Source organism: Bradyrhizobium sp. 61, from assembly GCF_023073075.1.
GTDB lineage: Bacteria > Pseudomonadota > Alphaproteobacteria > Rhizobiales > Xanthobacteraceae > Bradyrhizobium > Bradyrhizobium barranii.
The window spans coordinates 493507-508212 of the sequence record NZ_JADPIU010000052.1; the positions used below are offsets into that span (position 1 = coordinate 493507).

13 protein-coding genes are annotated in these 14706 nt (G+C 64.9%); 11 read left to right on the plus strand and 2 right to left on the minus strand.

Translation table 11 applies throughout. The features are described 5' to 3' along the window. Positions 1 to 27: 27 nt before the first annotated feature. Positions 28 to 1512, minus strand: coding sequence for a mannitol dehydrogenase family protein (locus IVB46_RS17340; protein ID WP_247304489.1), 1485 nt, complete (start codon positions 1510 to 1512; stop codon positions 28 to 30). 145 nt (positions 1513 to 1657) lie between these two features. Here IVB46_RS17340 and IVB46_RS17345 point away from each other — a divergent pair, with 145 nt between their 5' ends. From IVB46_RS17345 to IVB46_RS17380, 8 genes are all read left to right on the plus strand, one after another. Continuing rightward, a complete protein-coding gene (locus IVB46_RS17345; RefSeq protein WP_247304487.1) occupies positions 1658 to 2467 on the plus strand; it encodes a FadR/GntR family transcriptional regulator in 810 nt (269 codons plus the stop codon). A gap of 88 nt (positions 2468 to 2555) precedes the next feature. After that, positions 2556 to 3515 (plus strand): sialic acid TRAP transporter substrate-binding protein SiaP, encoded by a 960-nt coding sequence (locus IVB46_RS17350; protein WP_071917185.1) that lies wholly within the window; start codon positions 2556 to 2558, stop codon positions 3513 to 3515. Between the two features lie 233 nt (positions 3516 to 3748). Then, positions 3749 to 4327: a TRAP transporter small permease gene (locus IVB46_RS17355; RefSeq protein WP_071910008.1), complete on the plus strand. Its 579-nt coding sequence runs from the start codon at positions 3749 to 3751 to the stop codon at positions 4325 to 4327. A 4-nt stretch (positions 4328 to 4331) separates the two neighbouring features. Next, positions 4332 to 5738 carry a TRAP transporter large permease gene (locus IVB46_RS17360; protein WP_247304485.1) on the plus strand — a complete coding sequence of 469 codons (1407 nt, stop codon included), beginning with the start codon at positions 4332 to 4334 and terminating at the stop codon, positions 5736 to 5738. After that, complete coding sequence (locus IVB46_RS17365; protein WP_247304483.1) at positions 5735 to 6784, plus strand: L-idonate 5-dehydrogenase; 1050 nt, start codon at positions 5735 to 5737, stop codon at positions 6782 to 6784. Before IVB46_RS17360 ends, IVB46_RS17365 begins: the two co-directional genes overlap by 4 nt. Positions 6785 to 6857: 73 nt before the next feature. Next, positions 6858 to 8048, plus strand: coding sequence for a mannonate dehydratase (gene uxuA / locus IVB46_RS17370; protein WP_247304481.1), 1191 nt, complete (start codon positions 6858 to 6860; stop codon positions 8046 to 8048). Positions 8049 to 8162: 114 nt separating this feature from the next. Next, on the plus strand, positions 8163 to 9308 hold the full coding sequence (locus IVB46_RS17375) for an alpha-hydroxy acid oxidase (protein WP_247304479.1): 1146 nt from the start codon (positions 8163 to 8165) through the stop codon (positions 9306 to 9308). A gap of 167 nt (positions 9309 to 9475) precedes the next feature. Then, positions 9476 to 10384, plus strand: a complete 909-nt coding sequence (locus IVB46_RS17380; protein WP_247304477.1) for a lipase family protein — start codon at positions 9476 to 9478, stop codon at positions 10382 to 10384. 10 nt (positions 10385 to 10394) lie between these two features. Here the strand turns inward: IVB46_RS17380 and IVB46_RS17385 are convergent, their stop codons facing one another. Beyond that, positions 10395 to 11333, minus strand: coding sequence for a LysR family transcriptional regulator (locus IVB46_RS17385; RefSeq protein WP_247304475.1), 939 nt, complete (start codon positions 11331 to 11333; stop codon positions 10395 to 10397). Between the two features lie 212 nt (positions 11334 to 11545). Here IVB46_RS17385 and IVB46_RS17390 point away from each other — a divergent pair, with 212 nt between their 5' ends. From IVB46_RS17390 to IVB46_RS17400, 3 genes are read left to right on the plus strand one after another with little or no spacing between them, the layout of a single operon-like run. After that, on the plus strand, positions 11546 to 12628 hold the full coding sequence (locus tag IVB46_RS17390) for an ABC transporter ATP-binding protein (protein ID WP_247304473.1): 1083 nt from the start codon (positions 11546 to 11548) through the stop codon (positions 12626 to 12628). A 36-nt stretch (positions 12629 to 12664) separates the two neighbouring features. Then, positions 12665 to 13381 carry an HAD family hydrolase gene (locus IVB46_RS17395; RefSeq protein WP_071917188.1) on the plus strand — a complete coding sequence of 239 codons (717 nt, stop codon included), beginning with the start codon at positions 12665 to 12667 and terminating at the stop codon, positions 13379 to 13381. A 15-nt stretch (positions 13382 to 13396) separates the two neighbouring features. Beyond that, a complete protein-coding gene (locus IVB46_RS17400) occupies positions 13397 to 14704 on the plus strand; it encodes an FAD-binding oxidoreductase (protein WP_247304471.1) in 1308 nt (435 codons plus the stop codon). Positions 14705 to 14706: the final 2 nt, after the last annotated feature.

Here is a 14706-nt window from a genome sequence, read left to right on the forward strand (position 1 = left end):
CGCAGTGCAGCATTGCCTGCTTTGTGGTCACGCCGAGACAGATGTCTCCACCGCTCGCCGCGCACCATCCTTATAAAGACGGCCGAGCGCCGTGGTCACGGCCTCGCGCAGGCGCGGCTCAGTGCCCAGCGGTCCGAACACTTTCTCGACCCCGAGCAATGCGGGCGCGAGCCGTTCGGCGACGGGACCCGCCTCGCGCGCCAGCGCGGCGAACTCGGCGGCGAGCGGATCGCGAACGTCGATGGCGCGGCCCTGCTCGTCGCGTGCGGTGACGTAACGCATCCAGCCGGCCACCGCGAGCGCATGCGTCGCGATCGGCAGGTCTTTGCGCAGGCGATCCTGCATCGCGCCGAGCAGGCGCTGCGGAAGCTTCTGCGAGCCGTCCATCGCGATCTGCCAGGTACGGTGATGCAGCGCGGGGTTGGCGAAGCGCTTGAGCAGCGAGGCGCGATAGGCGGCGAGATCGGTGCCAACAGGCATCGTCAGCGTCACCGCGGCCTCTTCCATCACCTGCGCGGCGAGACGGGCGAAATGCGGATCCAGCATGGTGTCGGCGATGGTCTCGTAGCCCGCGAGATAGCCGAGATAGGCCAGCGCCGAATGGCTGGCGTTGAGCAGCCGCAGCTTCATCAGCTCGAACGGCTTGACGTCGATGACGAGCTCGACACCGGCGGCGGCGAAATCGGGCCGCCCCGCCGTGAAGCGGTCCTCGACCACCCATTGCGTGAACGGCTCGGTCATCACAGGCCAGGCGTCGCGCATGCCGAGCGCGTTCGAGATCGCATCCCGGTCGGCGTCCGTCGTCTCCGGCACGATGCGGTCGACCATGGTCGACGGGAAGGCAGTACTATCGGCGATCCATTTGCCGAGGTCCTTCGAGCGGAGCGCGGCGAACTGCGTCACGATCCGCTGCACGGTGTGGCCGTTGGCGGCGAGATTGTCGCAGCAGAGCACGGTGAAGGGCGCCAGCCCCTGTGCACGCCGGCGCGCCAGTGCGGCCACGATGAAGCCGGGCGCCGAGCGCGGCGCGTCAAAATTGTTGAGATCGTGCACGACATCCGGATGCCGCTCGTCGAGATCGCCGGTCTGCGGCGTGTGGCAATAGCCCTTTTCGGTGACCGTCAGCGAGACGATGCGAATGGCGGGATCGGCCATCCGATCGACCAGTGCTGCCGGCTTCTCGCGCGCGACGACGCTGTCGAGCAGCGCGCCGATGACGCGGTGTTCGGTGCCTTCGGCGGCACGTACGGCGACAGTGTAGAGATGATCCTGCGGGGCGAGGGCGTCGCGCGTATCCGGGCTGCGCAGGCTCGCGCCGACGATACCCCAGGAGGAGCTGCCTGCGGCAAGGCAGTCGTCGATGACGACGGCTTGGTGCGCGCGATGAAATGCGCCCAGGCCCAGATGCACGATGCCGGGCGTAACGCGCGAGCGGTCATAGGCCGGCCGGCGGATGGCGGACGGCAGCCGGTCGAGATTGGCGCGGCCAAGACGCGTTGAATTATGGCGCATGGTCGTCTCTCCCTGTGTTTGGCCGCTGCTTGACATGACGCCTGTCCTCGGTCAATGCTTCGGTCAATTGGTAAGACCAATTTCCAAAATTGGCGGGCCGCCGGGACGCGATGCTTCCCGGCGAGACCCTTTCGGGGAGGCCAGCGTGCCGCTGGAAGCTGTGGAGGCGAGACGGCTTTACCGCCAGGTCGCCGATCAATTGCGAAGCCTGATCGACAGCGGCGAGTACGCGGTCGGCAGCCGCTTGCCGACCGAGCGCGAACTCGCCGAGCAGCTCAAGATCTCGCGCCCCACGGTGCGCGAAGCCCTGATCGCGCTCGAGGTCGAGGGCCGCGTCCGCATTCGCGTCGGCTCCGGCATCTATGTGACCGAGCCAGCGGACGCCGCGCCTGCGCTTCCGGCCGCCGGCATCGAAGGCCCGTTCGAGCTCCTGCGCGCCCGCGAATTCCTCGAAAGCGCGATCGCCGAGCAGGCCGCGCGCGTGGCGACCAAGGACGATATCGCCCGCATCAATGCGTCGCTTATCGCCATGGAGAATGTCGAGCATCCCGGCGAGGCCTCGATGGTGCACGACCGTGCCTTCCACGTCGCGATCGCCGGCAGTCTCGGCAATGCCGTGCTGGTGCGCGTGGTCGGCGAGCTGTTCGACCAGCGCCTCAATCCCTATTTCGCGCAGCTTGCGCATTACTTCGAGAGCCCAGGCACCTGGCGCACCGCGCTCGACGAGCATTGCGCCGTGCGTGACGCGATTGCGGCGCATGATCCGGACGCCGCGCGCGAGGCCATGCGCAAGCATCTGGCGCGCTCGCAGGAGCGCTTTGCGCAGAACTTTGGTGCCGAGACCGCCGCGGGATCGCCCGCGGAGCGGGGCCGGGTCGCGCGCACGCCGGCGAAACCGGCAAAACCAAAACGCGCGAAGACGCAGGCCAAAAGCGGCAGCGCGCGGCGACGATGAGATTGGGCGGCTCGTCCCGGTTTTGGGCGGGTGAACAAGAAGCAGACTTTAGTCAGTGGAGGATAAGTCAGTGTTGAAGAAGATGACGATGGTGCTGGCGACTTCGGTCGCGGCGATGTTTGCGGCGACCAATCCCGGCATGGCGCAGACCAAGCTCAAATGGGCCCATGTCTACGAGACCTCGGAGCCGTTCCACACCGCCTCGGTCTGGGCCGCGCAGGAGATCGGCAAGCGCACCAACGGGCGCTATACCGTCGACGTTTATCCGGCGTCGCAGCTCGGCAAGGAAGCCGACATCAACCAGGGCCTCTCGCTCGGCTCGGTCGACATCATCATCTCCGGCTCGAGCTTCGCGGCCAAGAGCTTCCCGCCGATCGGCGTGACCTACTATCCCTACACCTTCCGCGACGCCGACCATCTCCTTGCCTACACCAAGAGCGACATCTTCAAGGAGCTCGCCAAGGGCTATGAGGACAAGAGCGGCCACCACATCGTCGCGGTGACCTATTACGGCGTGCGCCAGACCTCGTCGAACAAGCCGATCAAGACCTGCGCAGACCTCAAGGGTCTCAAGATGCGCGTGCCCGACGTTCCGGCTTATCTCGCCATGCCGCGCGCCTGCGGCGCCAACACCGCGCCGATCGCGTTCGCCGAAGTCTATCTCGCGCTCCAGAACGGCACCGTCGAGGCGCAGGAGAACCCGCTGACCACGATCGAGGCCAAGAAGTTCTACGAAGTGCAGAAGCACATCGTGCTGACCGGCCACATCGTCGACCACCTCAACACGGTTGTTGCGGGCGCGCTCTGGAAGAAGCTGAGCGACGAGGACAAGAAGATCTTCACCGACGTCGCCCAGGAGGCGGCTGCGAAAGCGACCGCTGAGATCAAGCAGAACGAGGCCAAGCTGGTTTCCTTCTTCAAGGAGAAGGGACTGACCGTGACCGAGGTCGACAAGAACGAATTCCGCGACATCGTGCTGAAGAACGTTGCGTTCGAGACCTTCGGTTATCGCAAGGCCGACTGGGAACGCATTCAGGCGGTGAAATAACTGAGACCCTCATGGTGAGGAGCGCGAAGCGCGCTCCGGACGATGCTTCGCATCGCCGGGCGAACCATGAAGGCCCGGATGTCGCTCAGGCGTCGCCCGAGGCCATCCTTCGAGACGCTTGCTTCGCAAGCTCCTCAGGATGAGGAGCGGAGTTCGTAGAACTAAGTCGTCGTTCCGGGTTCGGCTCTTCGAGTCACCCCGGAATGACGATTAAGAGGTTGAGGAGTAACCCCATGTCCACCGTCGAAGTGCACCGGCAGATCACCGGGGACGAGATCGCCCACACCTTCGAGGAAGAGGCGGTGCCGAAGGTCGATCTCGGCGTCTACGCTTTCGAGGACTGGGTGGCGCTGGTGATCTTCTGGGTGATGGCGCTTGCCGTCTTCCTCCAGTTCTTCACCCGCTACGTCCTCAACGACAGCTATGCCTGGACCGAGGAGATCGCGACCTACTGCCTGATCGGCGTGGTCTTCATCGGCTCCTCGATGTGCGTGCGGCTGTCGCGGCACATCCAGGTCGATCTGATCTACCGCTATCTGCCGCATGTCGTGGCGCGCGCGCTGTCGACCGTGATCGACCTGATCCGGATCGCCTTCTTCGGCTACGCCATCAAGCTGGTCTGGGTCTACATCCAGATCATCGGCGACGAGTCGATGACCACGATCAATCTGCCCAAGGACTACGTCTATTACGCCGTGCTGGCGGGCTTCGTGCTGATGTTCGTGCGCTCGGTGCAGGTGGCCATCCAACATTTGCGACAGGGCTATTCGATCCTCGAACGTCCCGGCGCCTACGACGGTTTTGAGGGGTAAAGTTATGTTGCTGTTGCTTGGAGGCTTCCTCGTCCTGATGCTGCTCGGCGTTCCCGTGGCGATCGCCATGGCCGCGTCGTCGCTGCTCTACATTCTGGTCAGCGGCGTGACGCCTGACGTCACGCTGGCGCAGCGCATGATCGCCGGCGTCGAGAGCTTTCCGTTGCTCGCGGTGCCGTTCTTCATCCTGGCCGGCAATCTCATGAACATCGCCGGTGTGACCGGCCGCATCTACAAATTCGCGGTCGCGCTGGTCGGCTGGATGCGCGGCGGCCTCGGTCACGTCAACATCATCGGCTCGGTGATCTTCTCCGGCATGTCCGGCACCGCGATCGCGGATGCCGCCGGTCTCGGCACCATCGAGATCAAGGCGATGAAGGACCACGGCTATTCCACCGAGTTCTCGGTCGGCGTCACCGCGGCGTCCGCCACGCTCGGGCCCATCATCCCGCCGTCGCTGCCCTTCGTGATCTACGGCATGATGGCGAACGTCTCGATCGGTGCGCTGTTCCTGGGCGGCGTCATTCCCGGCATCGTCATGACGCTGCTGATGATGGCCACCGTCACCTATTTCGCGCACAAGAACAAATGGGGCAGCGATACGCCGTTCTCCTGGCCGCAGCTCGGCTCGGCCGGCCTCGAGATCACCATCGTGCTCGCTTTCCCGCTCGCGATCTGGCTGATGGTGCTGGCCGGCATGTCCACCAACATGGCCGTTGTCATCGGTCTCGGCGCGCTGCTTGCGATCGACTGGTACTTCGACTTCTCGGCGGTGATGGCGCTGATGGCGCCGGTGATCCTGATCGGCGGCATGACGCTCGGCTGGTTCACGCCGACCGAGGCCGCGGTCGCAGCCGTGATCTGGTCGCTGTTCCTCGGCCTCGTCCGCTACCGCACCATGACCATGAAGACGGTGGCGAAAGCGACCTTCGACACCATCGAGACCACGGCCTCGGTGCTGTTCATCGTCACGGCAGCCTCGATCTTCGCCTGGCTGCTGACGGTGTCGCAGGCAGCCCAAATGCTCTCGGACTGGATGCTCAGCATCACCCACAACAAATGGGTGTTCCTGGCGCTCGCCAACGTCCTGATCCTGTTCGTCGGCTGCTTCATCGACACCACGGCGGCGATCACCATCCTGGTGCCGATCCTGCTGCCGATCGTGCTCAAGCTCGGCATCGATCCGATCCATTTCGGCCTGATCATGACGCTGAACCTGATGATCGGCCTGTTGCATCCGCCGCTCGGCATGGTGCTGTTCGTGCTCGCCCGCGTGGCAAAGCTCTCGGTCGAGCGCACGACGGTCGCGATCCTGCCCTGGCTGGTGCCGCTGATGGTCGCGCTGATCGCGATCACCTACATTCCCGAACTGACCCTCTGGCTGCCTAAATACATGGGACTCTCCAAATGACCTCCACCGCTCTCGCCGCAACCCTGTTCGGCCCCGAAGATCTGCGCATGATCGAGCATCCGCTCGACAGGCTCGCTGATGGCATGGTGCGCATCCGCTTCGGCGCCGGCGGCATCTGCGGCTCCGACATGCATTATTTTCGTCATGCCCGGACCGGCGATTTCGTCGTGAAGTCGCCGCTGGTTCTTGGTCATGAGATCTCGGGCGCGGTCGTGGAGATCGCAGGTTCCGCAGCGAACCTGAAGGTCGGCGACCGTGTCGCCGTCAATCCGTCGCGCTGGTGCGGCCATTGCGTCGCCTGCCGCGAGGGACGGCCTAATCTCTGCGAGAACATCTACTTCATGGGCTCGGCCTCGAAGACGCCGCACATGCAGGGCGGTTTCGCCAATTATTTCGACGCGATCCCCGCGCAGTGCGTGAAGATCCCCGACCATGTGTCCTATCAGGCCGCAGCGCTGGCCGAGCCGCTCGCGGTCTGCTTGCACGCTGTCGCGCGCGCCGGCAACATCGAGGGCAAGCGCGGCATCATCTTCGGTGCCGGGCCGATCGGGCTTTTGACCATGCTCGCCGCACATCGCGCCGGCATGGCCGACATCACGGTGGCCGACATCGCACCGGCGCCGCTCGCCTTTGCGACCCGGCTCGGCGCTTCGCATGTCGAGAACGTCTCGGCCGGCGAGGAAGGGCTGAAGGCACAGGCCGCATCGCGTCCCTATGATGTCGCGTTCGAGGTCTCGGGCACCGCCGCGGGCCTTGCCAGCGCGATCGGCATTGTCAGGCGCGGCGGCATTGTGGTGCAGATCGGCAATCTGCCGGGCGGCCAGATTCCGACGCCGTCGAATGCGGTGATGGCCAAGGAGATCGACCTGCGCGGCTCGTTCCGCTTCGGCTTCGAGTTCATGACCGCGGTGGAACTGATCGGCGCCGGCAGCGTCGACGTGCTGTCGCTGGTCACCGCCGAGCGGCCGCTGTCGACCGCGCCGGACGCACTGCGGCTGGCGCTCGACCGCTCGCAGAGCGTCAAGGTCGTGCTGACCGCGAACTGATTCTTTGTTTTGACGCGTTTTCTTCACGCGAACCGGTATCCACTTCGCTCGAAAACGCTTTAGGAGAATTTCGATGATGCTCGAGGGATGGCGCTGGTACGGTCCGGATGATCCGGTGTCTTTGGACGATGTCAGGCAGGCCGGGGCGACGGATATCGTCTCGGCGCTGCATCAGGTGCCGATCGGCGAAGCCTGGACACGCAAGGCGGTCGAGGAGCGCAAGAACTTCATCGAGCACGGCCAGCCCGGCCGTTCGCAACTGACCTGGTCGGTGGTGGAGTCGATTCCGATTCCCGACGACGTCAAGCGGCTCGGGGCCAAGGCGATGGCCTCGATCGACGCGTGGATCGCGAGTCTCGAAGCGGTGGCCGCGGCCGGCATCAAGATCATCTGCTACAACTTCATGCCGGTGGTGGACTGGTGCCGCACGGACTTGGAGTGGGAGCTGCCGAACGGCGCCCGCGCCATGCGCTTCGACCAGGACCGTTTTGCAGCGTTCGAGCTGCATATCCTGAAGCGTCCCGCCGCCGTTCAGGAGTATTCGCCCGAGCAGCAGGCGCGCGCCAAAAAGCTGTTCGACCAGATGAGTCAGGCCGATATCGACTATCTCGTCATGGTCATCGCCAGCGCGCTGCCGGGCTCGACCACCGAGCCGATGACGATCCCGCAATTCCGTGACCGGCTGGAGACCTACCGCGACATCACGCCAAAGATCCTGCGGCAGCATCTCGCCGAGTTCCTGGGCCGCGTCACGCCGGTCGCCGAGCAACTCGGGGTGTCCCTGACGCTGCATCCCGACGATCCGCCGCGCCCGCTGTTCGGCCTGCCGCGCATTGCCTCCACCGCCGACGACTATCAGGCGCTGTTCGACGCCGTGCCGTCCAAGGCCAACGGCATCTGCCTGTGCACCGGCTCGCTCGGCGTGCGCGCCGGGAACGATCTGCCCGCGATGGCCGAGCGCTTCGGACCGCGCATTGCGTTTGCCCATCTGCGCGCGACCAAGCGCGAGGCCGATGGCCTGTCCTTCTACGAGTCCGACCATCTCGACGGTGACGTCGACATGGTCGCGGTGTTGAAGGCGCTGTTGAAGGAGAACGCACGGCGTTCGCCCGACAGGAGAATCGTGTTCCGTCCCGACCACGGCCATCGTATGCTCGACGATCTCGCCGCCACCAAGCGCACCAATCCCGGCTATACCGCGATCGGACGCCTGCGCGGCCTCGCCGAACTCCGTGGCGCGATCAGGGCGATCGAGCATCGATAGGAGACCGGCGGCGCCATCAGGCGAGAGATCGCCGCGAAGGCGGCCGCTGACAGCATCGGCGGCGCGATGGCAAGATGATCGACGCGCAGAACATGCCGTGAGCGGAGTTGAGAAATGCGCCTGACACAGTGTCATAACTTCCACGATTTCCGGCGGCTGGCGCGCCGCCGACTGCCCGGTCCGATCTTCGACTACATCGATGGCGCGGCCGACGATGAGACCACCCATCGCCGCAACAGCGCGAGCTTCGAGCATTGCGACCTTCTGCCCAACGTGCTGCGCGGCGTGCAGGACGTCGATCTCTCGGTCACCATCATGGGCCAGAAGCTCGCGCTGCCATTCTATTGCTCGCCGACCGCCTTGCAGCGCCTGTTCCATCATGAAGGCGAGCGTGCCGTCGCCGCTGCTGCGGCGAGCTACGGCACCATGTTCGGCGTCTCCTCGCTGGGCACGGTGTCGCTCGAGGAATTGCGCAAGGCCCACGACACGCCACAGGTCTATCAATTCTATTTCCACAGGGATCGCGGTCTCAACCGCGCCATGATGCAGCGCGCCAGGGACGCGGGCGTCGAGGTGATGATGCTGACGGTCGACAGCATCACCGGAGGAAATCGCGAGCGCGATCTGCGCACCGGCTTCAGCATTCCCTTCCGTCTGACGCCTGCGGGCATGTTGCAGTTCGCGATCAAGCCGATGTGGGGTATCCAGTATGTCAGCCACGAGAAATTCAGGCTCCCGCAACTGGAGGAGCATGTCGACATGAGCGGCGGCGCCATGTCGATCGGCCGCTACTTCACGGAAATGCTGGATCCCGCGATGAATTGGGACGATGTCGCGGAGATGGTGCGGACCTGGAATGGCCCGTTCTGCCTGAAGGGGATCATGTCGGTGGAAGACGCGCGCCGCGCGGTCGATATCGGCTGTGCCGGGATCGTCCTTTCCAATCATGGCGGCCGCCAGCTCGACGGCTCCCGCTCGGCTTTCGATCAGCTCGCCGAAATCGTCGATGCCGTGGGTGACCGCATCGACGTGATGATGGACGGTGGCATCCAGCGCGGAACCCATATCCTGAAAGCGCTGTCGCTCGGGGCCAAGGCGGTCGGGCTTGGACGATACTATCTCTATCCGCTCGCCGCCGCCGGCCGGCCCGGTGTCGAACGAGCCCTCGGCCTGCTGCGGGCCGAGTTGGTGCGCGATATGAAGCTGATGGGATGTACGTCGATCAGCCAGCTATCGCGCGCCAATCTGCGCTTCAGGTAGCTGGCCGCGATCGCCCTACATCAATAGGGCAGCAGGGCCTCTTTAAAGTTTGCGAGGGCTCGGGTCATTGCTCGCGGAGATTGTCTTCAGTTCCTGTGTATGCCAGAGTGGCTGCATTGCATTTTGATCGACGCATTGCAGCCACAGGCCATTTGTAGGAGCCGAACATGAGCTTCCTGGTCGAACTCCCTCCCGAGCAATATGATCGGGCCGCCTTCTCCGGCTTCAATTCATCCAGTACGACCTTCAACCTGTCCACCGCGCGCGCGATGATGTGGATGTCGCAGCTCGCCTATGAGACCCACGTACCCGCGACGATCGAGGCTGTTTCGAAGTTCTTGCAGCTCTCTGCTGTCACGGTGTTGAGCAAGCCCGCGGTGTCGTCGCTGCCGATGACGGACACGCGAGGTGTCATCGTCAAAAGGGACGATGCGACCATCGTGGCCTTCGCGGGCACGGATCCTCTTCATCTTCTGAACTGGGTCAGCGACTTCACGCTCGGCCGTCCGCAGACGGCCGTGCATGAAGGTTTTCGCGATGCGGCCGCTGCCGTCTGGGATGACGTGAAGGTGGCACTTACGGCGGCACGAGACAGCGGCTCGCCGATCTTCATCACCGGACACAGTCTGGGCGCCGCCATCGCAGTGGTCACAGCAGATTTCGCGCGCCAGCAACTTCAACTCGGCAATGCGCAGATCTATCTGTTCGGTTGTCCGCGTGTCGGCCGGGCCGATTTCGTCGCGCCCTACAACATTGTGTTCGGAGCGACGACCTATCGTCTGGTCCACGGTGCTGACGTCGTTCCGACGGTACCTCCGCCGCTGCTCGGATTTCACCATGTCGGCGGCTTTATGCAATGTGCCTCGGGCGGGAAATTCAGCGGTCCTGCAGCTGCGCCTGTTCTCGGTTCGGACGAGCCAGCCGCGGACACCACATTGGGAACCCAGCTTCGCAATCTCTTCGTGGGCTTCTCGCAGAATGCGCGACTGGGTGCGCTCGGCCAGCTCTCCGTGGCATTACCCCCTGGGATCGGCGATCACCTGCCTGATCGTTACTGCGCCGCGCTGACGCCGTAGCTTCGCCCACTCAATAGCAGGCGGCCATCGCGCCGAGTTTCGGATAGAGCCGATCGATCGCGGCGATCTCGCTTTTCATCTGCGCGATGATCCAGTCGCGGATCTCGGCAGCGATGGGGCGCATCGGCCGGTTGCGCGGCGGCAGGAATTCGCAGATGCGCCGCGTGGTGGTGAGCGTCTCGGAGGCCGGCACGAGCGCGCCGGTCAGGAGCCAGTGCGAGGCCACCGTCAGCCAGCCGAGCGCGATGCCCTGGCCGAGCAGGGCGGCCTGCATCACGACGGCATAGTCGGTGAAGCTCAGCGCCTTGGCCGCGCCGCGGCGGCCGGTGAGAAGCGAGGCGTAATCCGCCGCCCAGTCGCCCGGCGTCTCGGCGAGGCGAATGATGGTGTTGCCTTCAGCGGGATCGGTCTCGCCGAGATAGCCAGGGCTGCACATCGGCAGCATGACTTCCTTCATCACCAGCGTGCCGCCGGATGACGGCTCGTCGCGGTCACGGAAGCGCATGCCGAGGTCGACATTCTCGACCGGCCCGCGCAGCGCGCCGGAGATCAGCTGGAAGCGCAGATCGACGTCGGGAAATTGCTTCTGGAGCTTGTCGATGCGCGGCATCAGCCAATGCGTGGTGAAGGCGGAGGAGACCGACAGCGTCACCGTCTCGGTGCCCTTGCGGCGCCGCTCGATCTCGACGAGCCCGGTCTCGATGCTGCGAAAGCCTTCGAGCACGCGGCGATAAAGCAGCTCGCCTTCCTCGGTGAGCACCGCGCGCCCCGCAGTGCGGTCGAACAGGCGGACGCCGAGATGCTCCTCGAACTGTCCGAGCATGCGGCTTACCGCCGGCTGCGTGACGTTGAGCTCGGCTGCTGCCGCCGTGAAACTGCCATTGCGCGCCGCTGCGTCGAAGACGAACAGGGCGTTACTGGAGGGCAGCATCCGGCGCAGCTCGGGCATAACGCCATGTTATGGACGCGGTGAGAATTTGGCAATTGCCGAGTTTTGCCAAGTCTGGTGTCATTGGCATCACAGCCTAAAGACAGGGCTTGCGAGCGAAGAATTGGTGCGGTGCACGCTTCGGCCGTGAGTGGTCAACATTCCTGTCTATAAAGCAGGCTTATGGCGCGCAGTGAGGCACGCCATTGCAGGGAACGAGGCGAGGTCGATCGTTGGACAAACGAGCGGAAAGCGTCGAGATCAGGTCCGCGAGCAAGGCGTATGGCCCCGTTCGCGCTCTCGACGACGTTTCGCTCAATGTCGGCGCCGGCGAGTTCGTCTCGCTGCTCGGGCCGTCCGGCTCCGGCAAGACCACGCTGCTTGGAATTCTCGGCGGCTTTATCCTGCCGTCGCGCGGAACCATCCTGTTCGGCGGCCGTGACGTCACCTGGATGCCGCCGCACAAGCGCGACATCGGCGTGGTGTTCCAGAACTACGCGCTGTTCCCGCATATGAGCGTCGGCGAGAACGTCGCCTTTCCCCTGCGCGCACGGCGCCTGCCGAAAGCGAGCTGGCCCGACAAGGTGCGCGCAGCGCTCGCGATGGTCGGTCTCGCCGGCTATGAAGAGCGCGGCATCGCGCAGCTCTCCGGCGGCCAGCGCCAGCGCGTGGCGCTTGCGCGTGCGATGATCTTCGAGCCGCGCCTGATCCTGATGGACGAGCCGCTCTCCGCGCTCGACAAGCAGCTCCGCGAATCCATGCAGATCGAGCTGCGCGCGCTGCACCGGCGCATTGGTGCCACCATCATCTACGTCACCCACGACCAGCGCGAGGCGCTGACCATGAGCGACCGTGTCGCCGTGATGAAGGACGGCCGGCTGATCCAGATCGACGCGCCCGAGCGGCTGCACGATCATCCCGCGGATTCCTTCGTCGCGAGCTTCATCGGGGAAGCGACGATGCTGCCGGTTCGCCGCGTCGATGCCTCCAGTGTCGCGCTCGGCAACGCGCTCTTGCGCAGCGCCCGCGCCATTCCCTCTGGCGATGCCCTGATGCTCGCCGTGCACAGCGAAAAGCTCTTGATCGACGACGGCGCGCAGGATGCCGCCTGCAACCGGCTGACCGGGACGGTCACCGACATTGTCTACCAGGGCGAGAGTCTCCGCATCTTCCTGGCGCTCGCCGATGGCATCGCGCTCAGCCTGCGCCAGCCGAGCTATCACCAGGCCTACAACCGCATCCCGCCGCTCGGCGGCAGCCTCACCGTGACCCTTCACCCCGAGGACACCATCGTTGTCCCCAGGGCCGGGGACTGAACTCAAGCCCTGTTCAACCGAGAGAAGAAACCAAAGATGTCGTCAGCAGCCTCGTTCAGCAATTTCAAGGTTCTCACCTTCGACGTCGTCGGCACCTTGATCGATTTCGAGACCGGCGTGCTCTCCGCGGTGCGCAAGATCTCCGGCAAGTCGCCGGCCGAGCTCAGCGACGAGCAGATCTTCGAGCCCTACAAGCGCGGCCGCGACAACCATTATGAGCGCTCGAGCGAGGCGATGTTCCACGTCTATCGCCATCTCGCCAAGGAGCTCGGGCTTCCTTCCGACGATGCGTCCTGCGATGTGTTCCAGCTTTCGGTGCTGCGCTGGGGGCCGTTCGCGGATTCGGTCGAGGCGCTGAAGCGCCTGCGCACGAAGTTCCGGCTGGTGGCGATGACCAATGCGGACCGCGTCGCGCTCTCCTGCTACGCGCACGCCCTCGGCAATCCCTTCGACGACACCGTCTGCGCCGACGATACCGGCGTTGCCAAGCCGAACCCGGAGTTCTTCGCCTACAACAAGGGGCGCCAGTCGGCTTTCGGCTACAAGCAGTCCGACATCCTGCACGTCGCGCAGAGCCAGTACCACGACATCGGGATCGCGCGGAAGCTCGGCTACAAGGTGTGCTGGATCGAGCGCCGCCAGGGCATCGCCGGTTTCGGCGGCACGCCGGCGGTTGAGACGCTGACCAAGCCGGACTTCCACTTCCCGACGCTGAAGGCGCTGGCCGACGCGGCGATCGGACCGGCGGCGTAAGGCATGAGCGGCGGCATGACACGGGACTGGAGCGCATTGCCATCGGCCAACTCGCTGTGGGAAGCCACGGCGGAGCCGGCGCGCGCGTTTCCCGTGCTGTCGGGCGAGCGACAGGCGGATGTGGTGATCATCGGTGCAGGCTACACGGGCCTCTCCGCGGCGCACCACATCGCCAAGAGCGGTTTGTCGCCGGTCGTGTTGGAGGCCAACCGTCCCGGCTGGGGCGCGAGCGGGCGCAATGGCGGGGTGATCACCGCGAAGTTTCGGCTGTCGTTCCGCGAGATCGACGCCACCCATGGCCGCGCCATGGCGCAGCGCATGTACGAGATCGCGCATGAATCGACTGACATGGTCGAAGAGCTGGTGTCCGAATTCGGCATCGCCAGCGCGGCGCTGACACGCACGGGCCAGGTCAAGGCCGCGCATAACGAGACGACGCTGAAAGCCGCGATCGACGAAGCCAACTGGATGACGCGCGAGATGGGCTCCGCCGAAGTCCGCATCCTCGACAAGCGCGGGGTACGTGACGAAACCGGCTCCGACATCTTTGTCGGCGGCGTGCTCAATCCCGGCTCCGGCGGCATTCATCCGCTGAACTATCTGCGCGGGCTCGCCGATGGCGTCGCGCGCCGTGGCGTTCCGATCTTCCAGGAGTCGCCGGTGGTCAAACTCCGGCGCGAGAACGGCGGCATCGTCGCCGAGACGCCGCAAGGCGCGGTGCGCGCGAAACAGGCGATCATCGCCACCAACAGCTATTCCGACCTGACCGATGCGACTGCGCACATGCAGCGCACGTTGATCCCGTTCCGCAGCGCCATGGTCGCGACCGAGCAGCTGCCGCGCAATCTCGCGGGCAAGCTGATGCCGACGGGGCGCACCTACACCGAGACCAAGCGCATGATGCGCTGGTTCCGCATGGTCGACAACCGCGTCATCTTCGGCGGCCGCGGCGCCTTCGGCAAGCAGGACTCGCAAGCTGCCTTCGACGCCTTGCGCAAGGCGATGGTCGGCATCTTCCCGGATCTCGCTGATGTGCCGCTTGCCTATAAATGGTCGGGCCTCGTCGCGATGACGATGGACTCGGTGCCGCATATCGGCCGGCTCGACGACCGCACGCTGGTCTCGATGGGCTACAACGGCGCCGGCGTTGCGATGTCGAGCCTGATGGGCCGCTATCTCGCCGCCTTCGTGCGCGGCGAGACGCCCGAGGTCGGGCTGCTCGATATCAGGCGCATGAAGGCGATCCCGTTCTATCCGCTGCGCGAGCCCGCCGTGCGCATGGTCGCCGGCTGGTACCAGTTTCTCGATGCGATCGGTCAGTGAGA

Bases quoted from the DNA above. Each gene is read 5' to 3' on its own strand.
- IVB46_RS17340 (WP_247304489.1), bottom strand. From the start codon at position 1,512: ATGCGCCATAATTCAACGCGTCTTGGCCGCGCCAATCTCGACCGGCTG.
- IVB46_RS17350 (WP_071917185.1), top strand. From the start codon at position 2,556: ATGGTGCTGGCGACTTCGGTCGCGGCGATGTTTGCGGCGACCAATCCC.
- IVB46_RS17355 (WP_071910008.1), top strand. From the start codon at position 3,749: ATGTCCACCGTCGAAGTGCACCGGCAGATCACCGGGGACGAGATCGCC.
- IVB46_RS17360 (WP_247304485.1), top strand. From the start codon at position 4,332: ATGTTGCTGTTGCTTGGAGGCTTCCTCGTCCTGATGCTGCTCGGCGTT.
- IVB46_RS17365 (WP_247304483.1), top strand. From the start codon at position 5,735: ATGACCTCCACCGCTCTCGCCGCAACCCTGTTCGGCCCCGAAGATCTG.
- uxuA (WP_247304481.1), top strand. From the start codon at position 6,858: ATGATGCTCGAGGGATGGCGCTGGTACGGTCCGGATGATCCGGTGTCT.
- IVB46_RS17375 (WP_247304479.1), top strand. From the start codon at position 8,163: ATGCGCCTGACACAGTGTCATAACTTCCACGATTTCCGGCGGCTGGCG.
- IVB46_RS17380 (WP_247304477.1), top strand. From the start codon at position 9,476: ATGAGCTTCCTGGTCGAACTCCCTCCCGAGCAATATGATCGGGCCGCC.
- IVB46_RS17385 (WP_247304475.1), bottom strand. From the start codon at position 11,333: ATGCCCGAGCTGCGCCGGATGCTGCCCTCCAGTAACGCCCTGTTCGTC.
- IVB46_RS17395 (WP_071917188.1), top strand. From the start codon at position 12,665: ATGTCGTCAGCAGCCTCGTTCAGCAATTTCAAGGTTCTCACCTTCGAC.
- IVB46_RS17400 (WP_247304471.1), top strand. From the start codon at position 13,397: ATGACACGGGACTGGAGCGCATTGCCATCGGCCAACTCGCTGTGGGAA.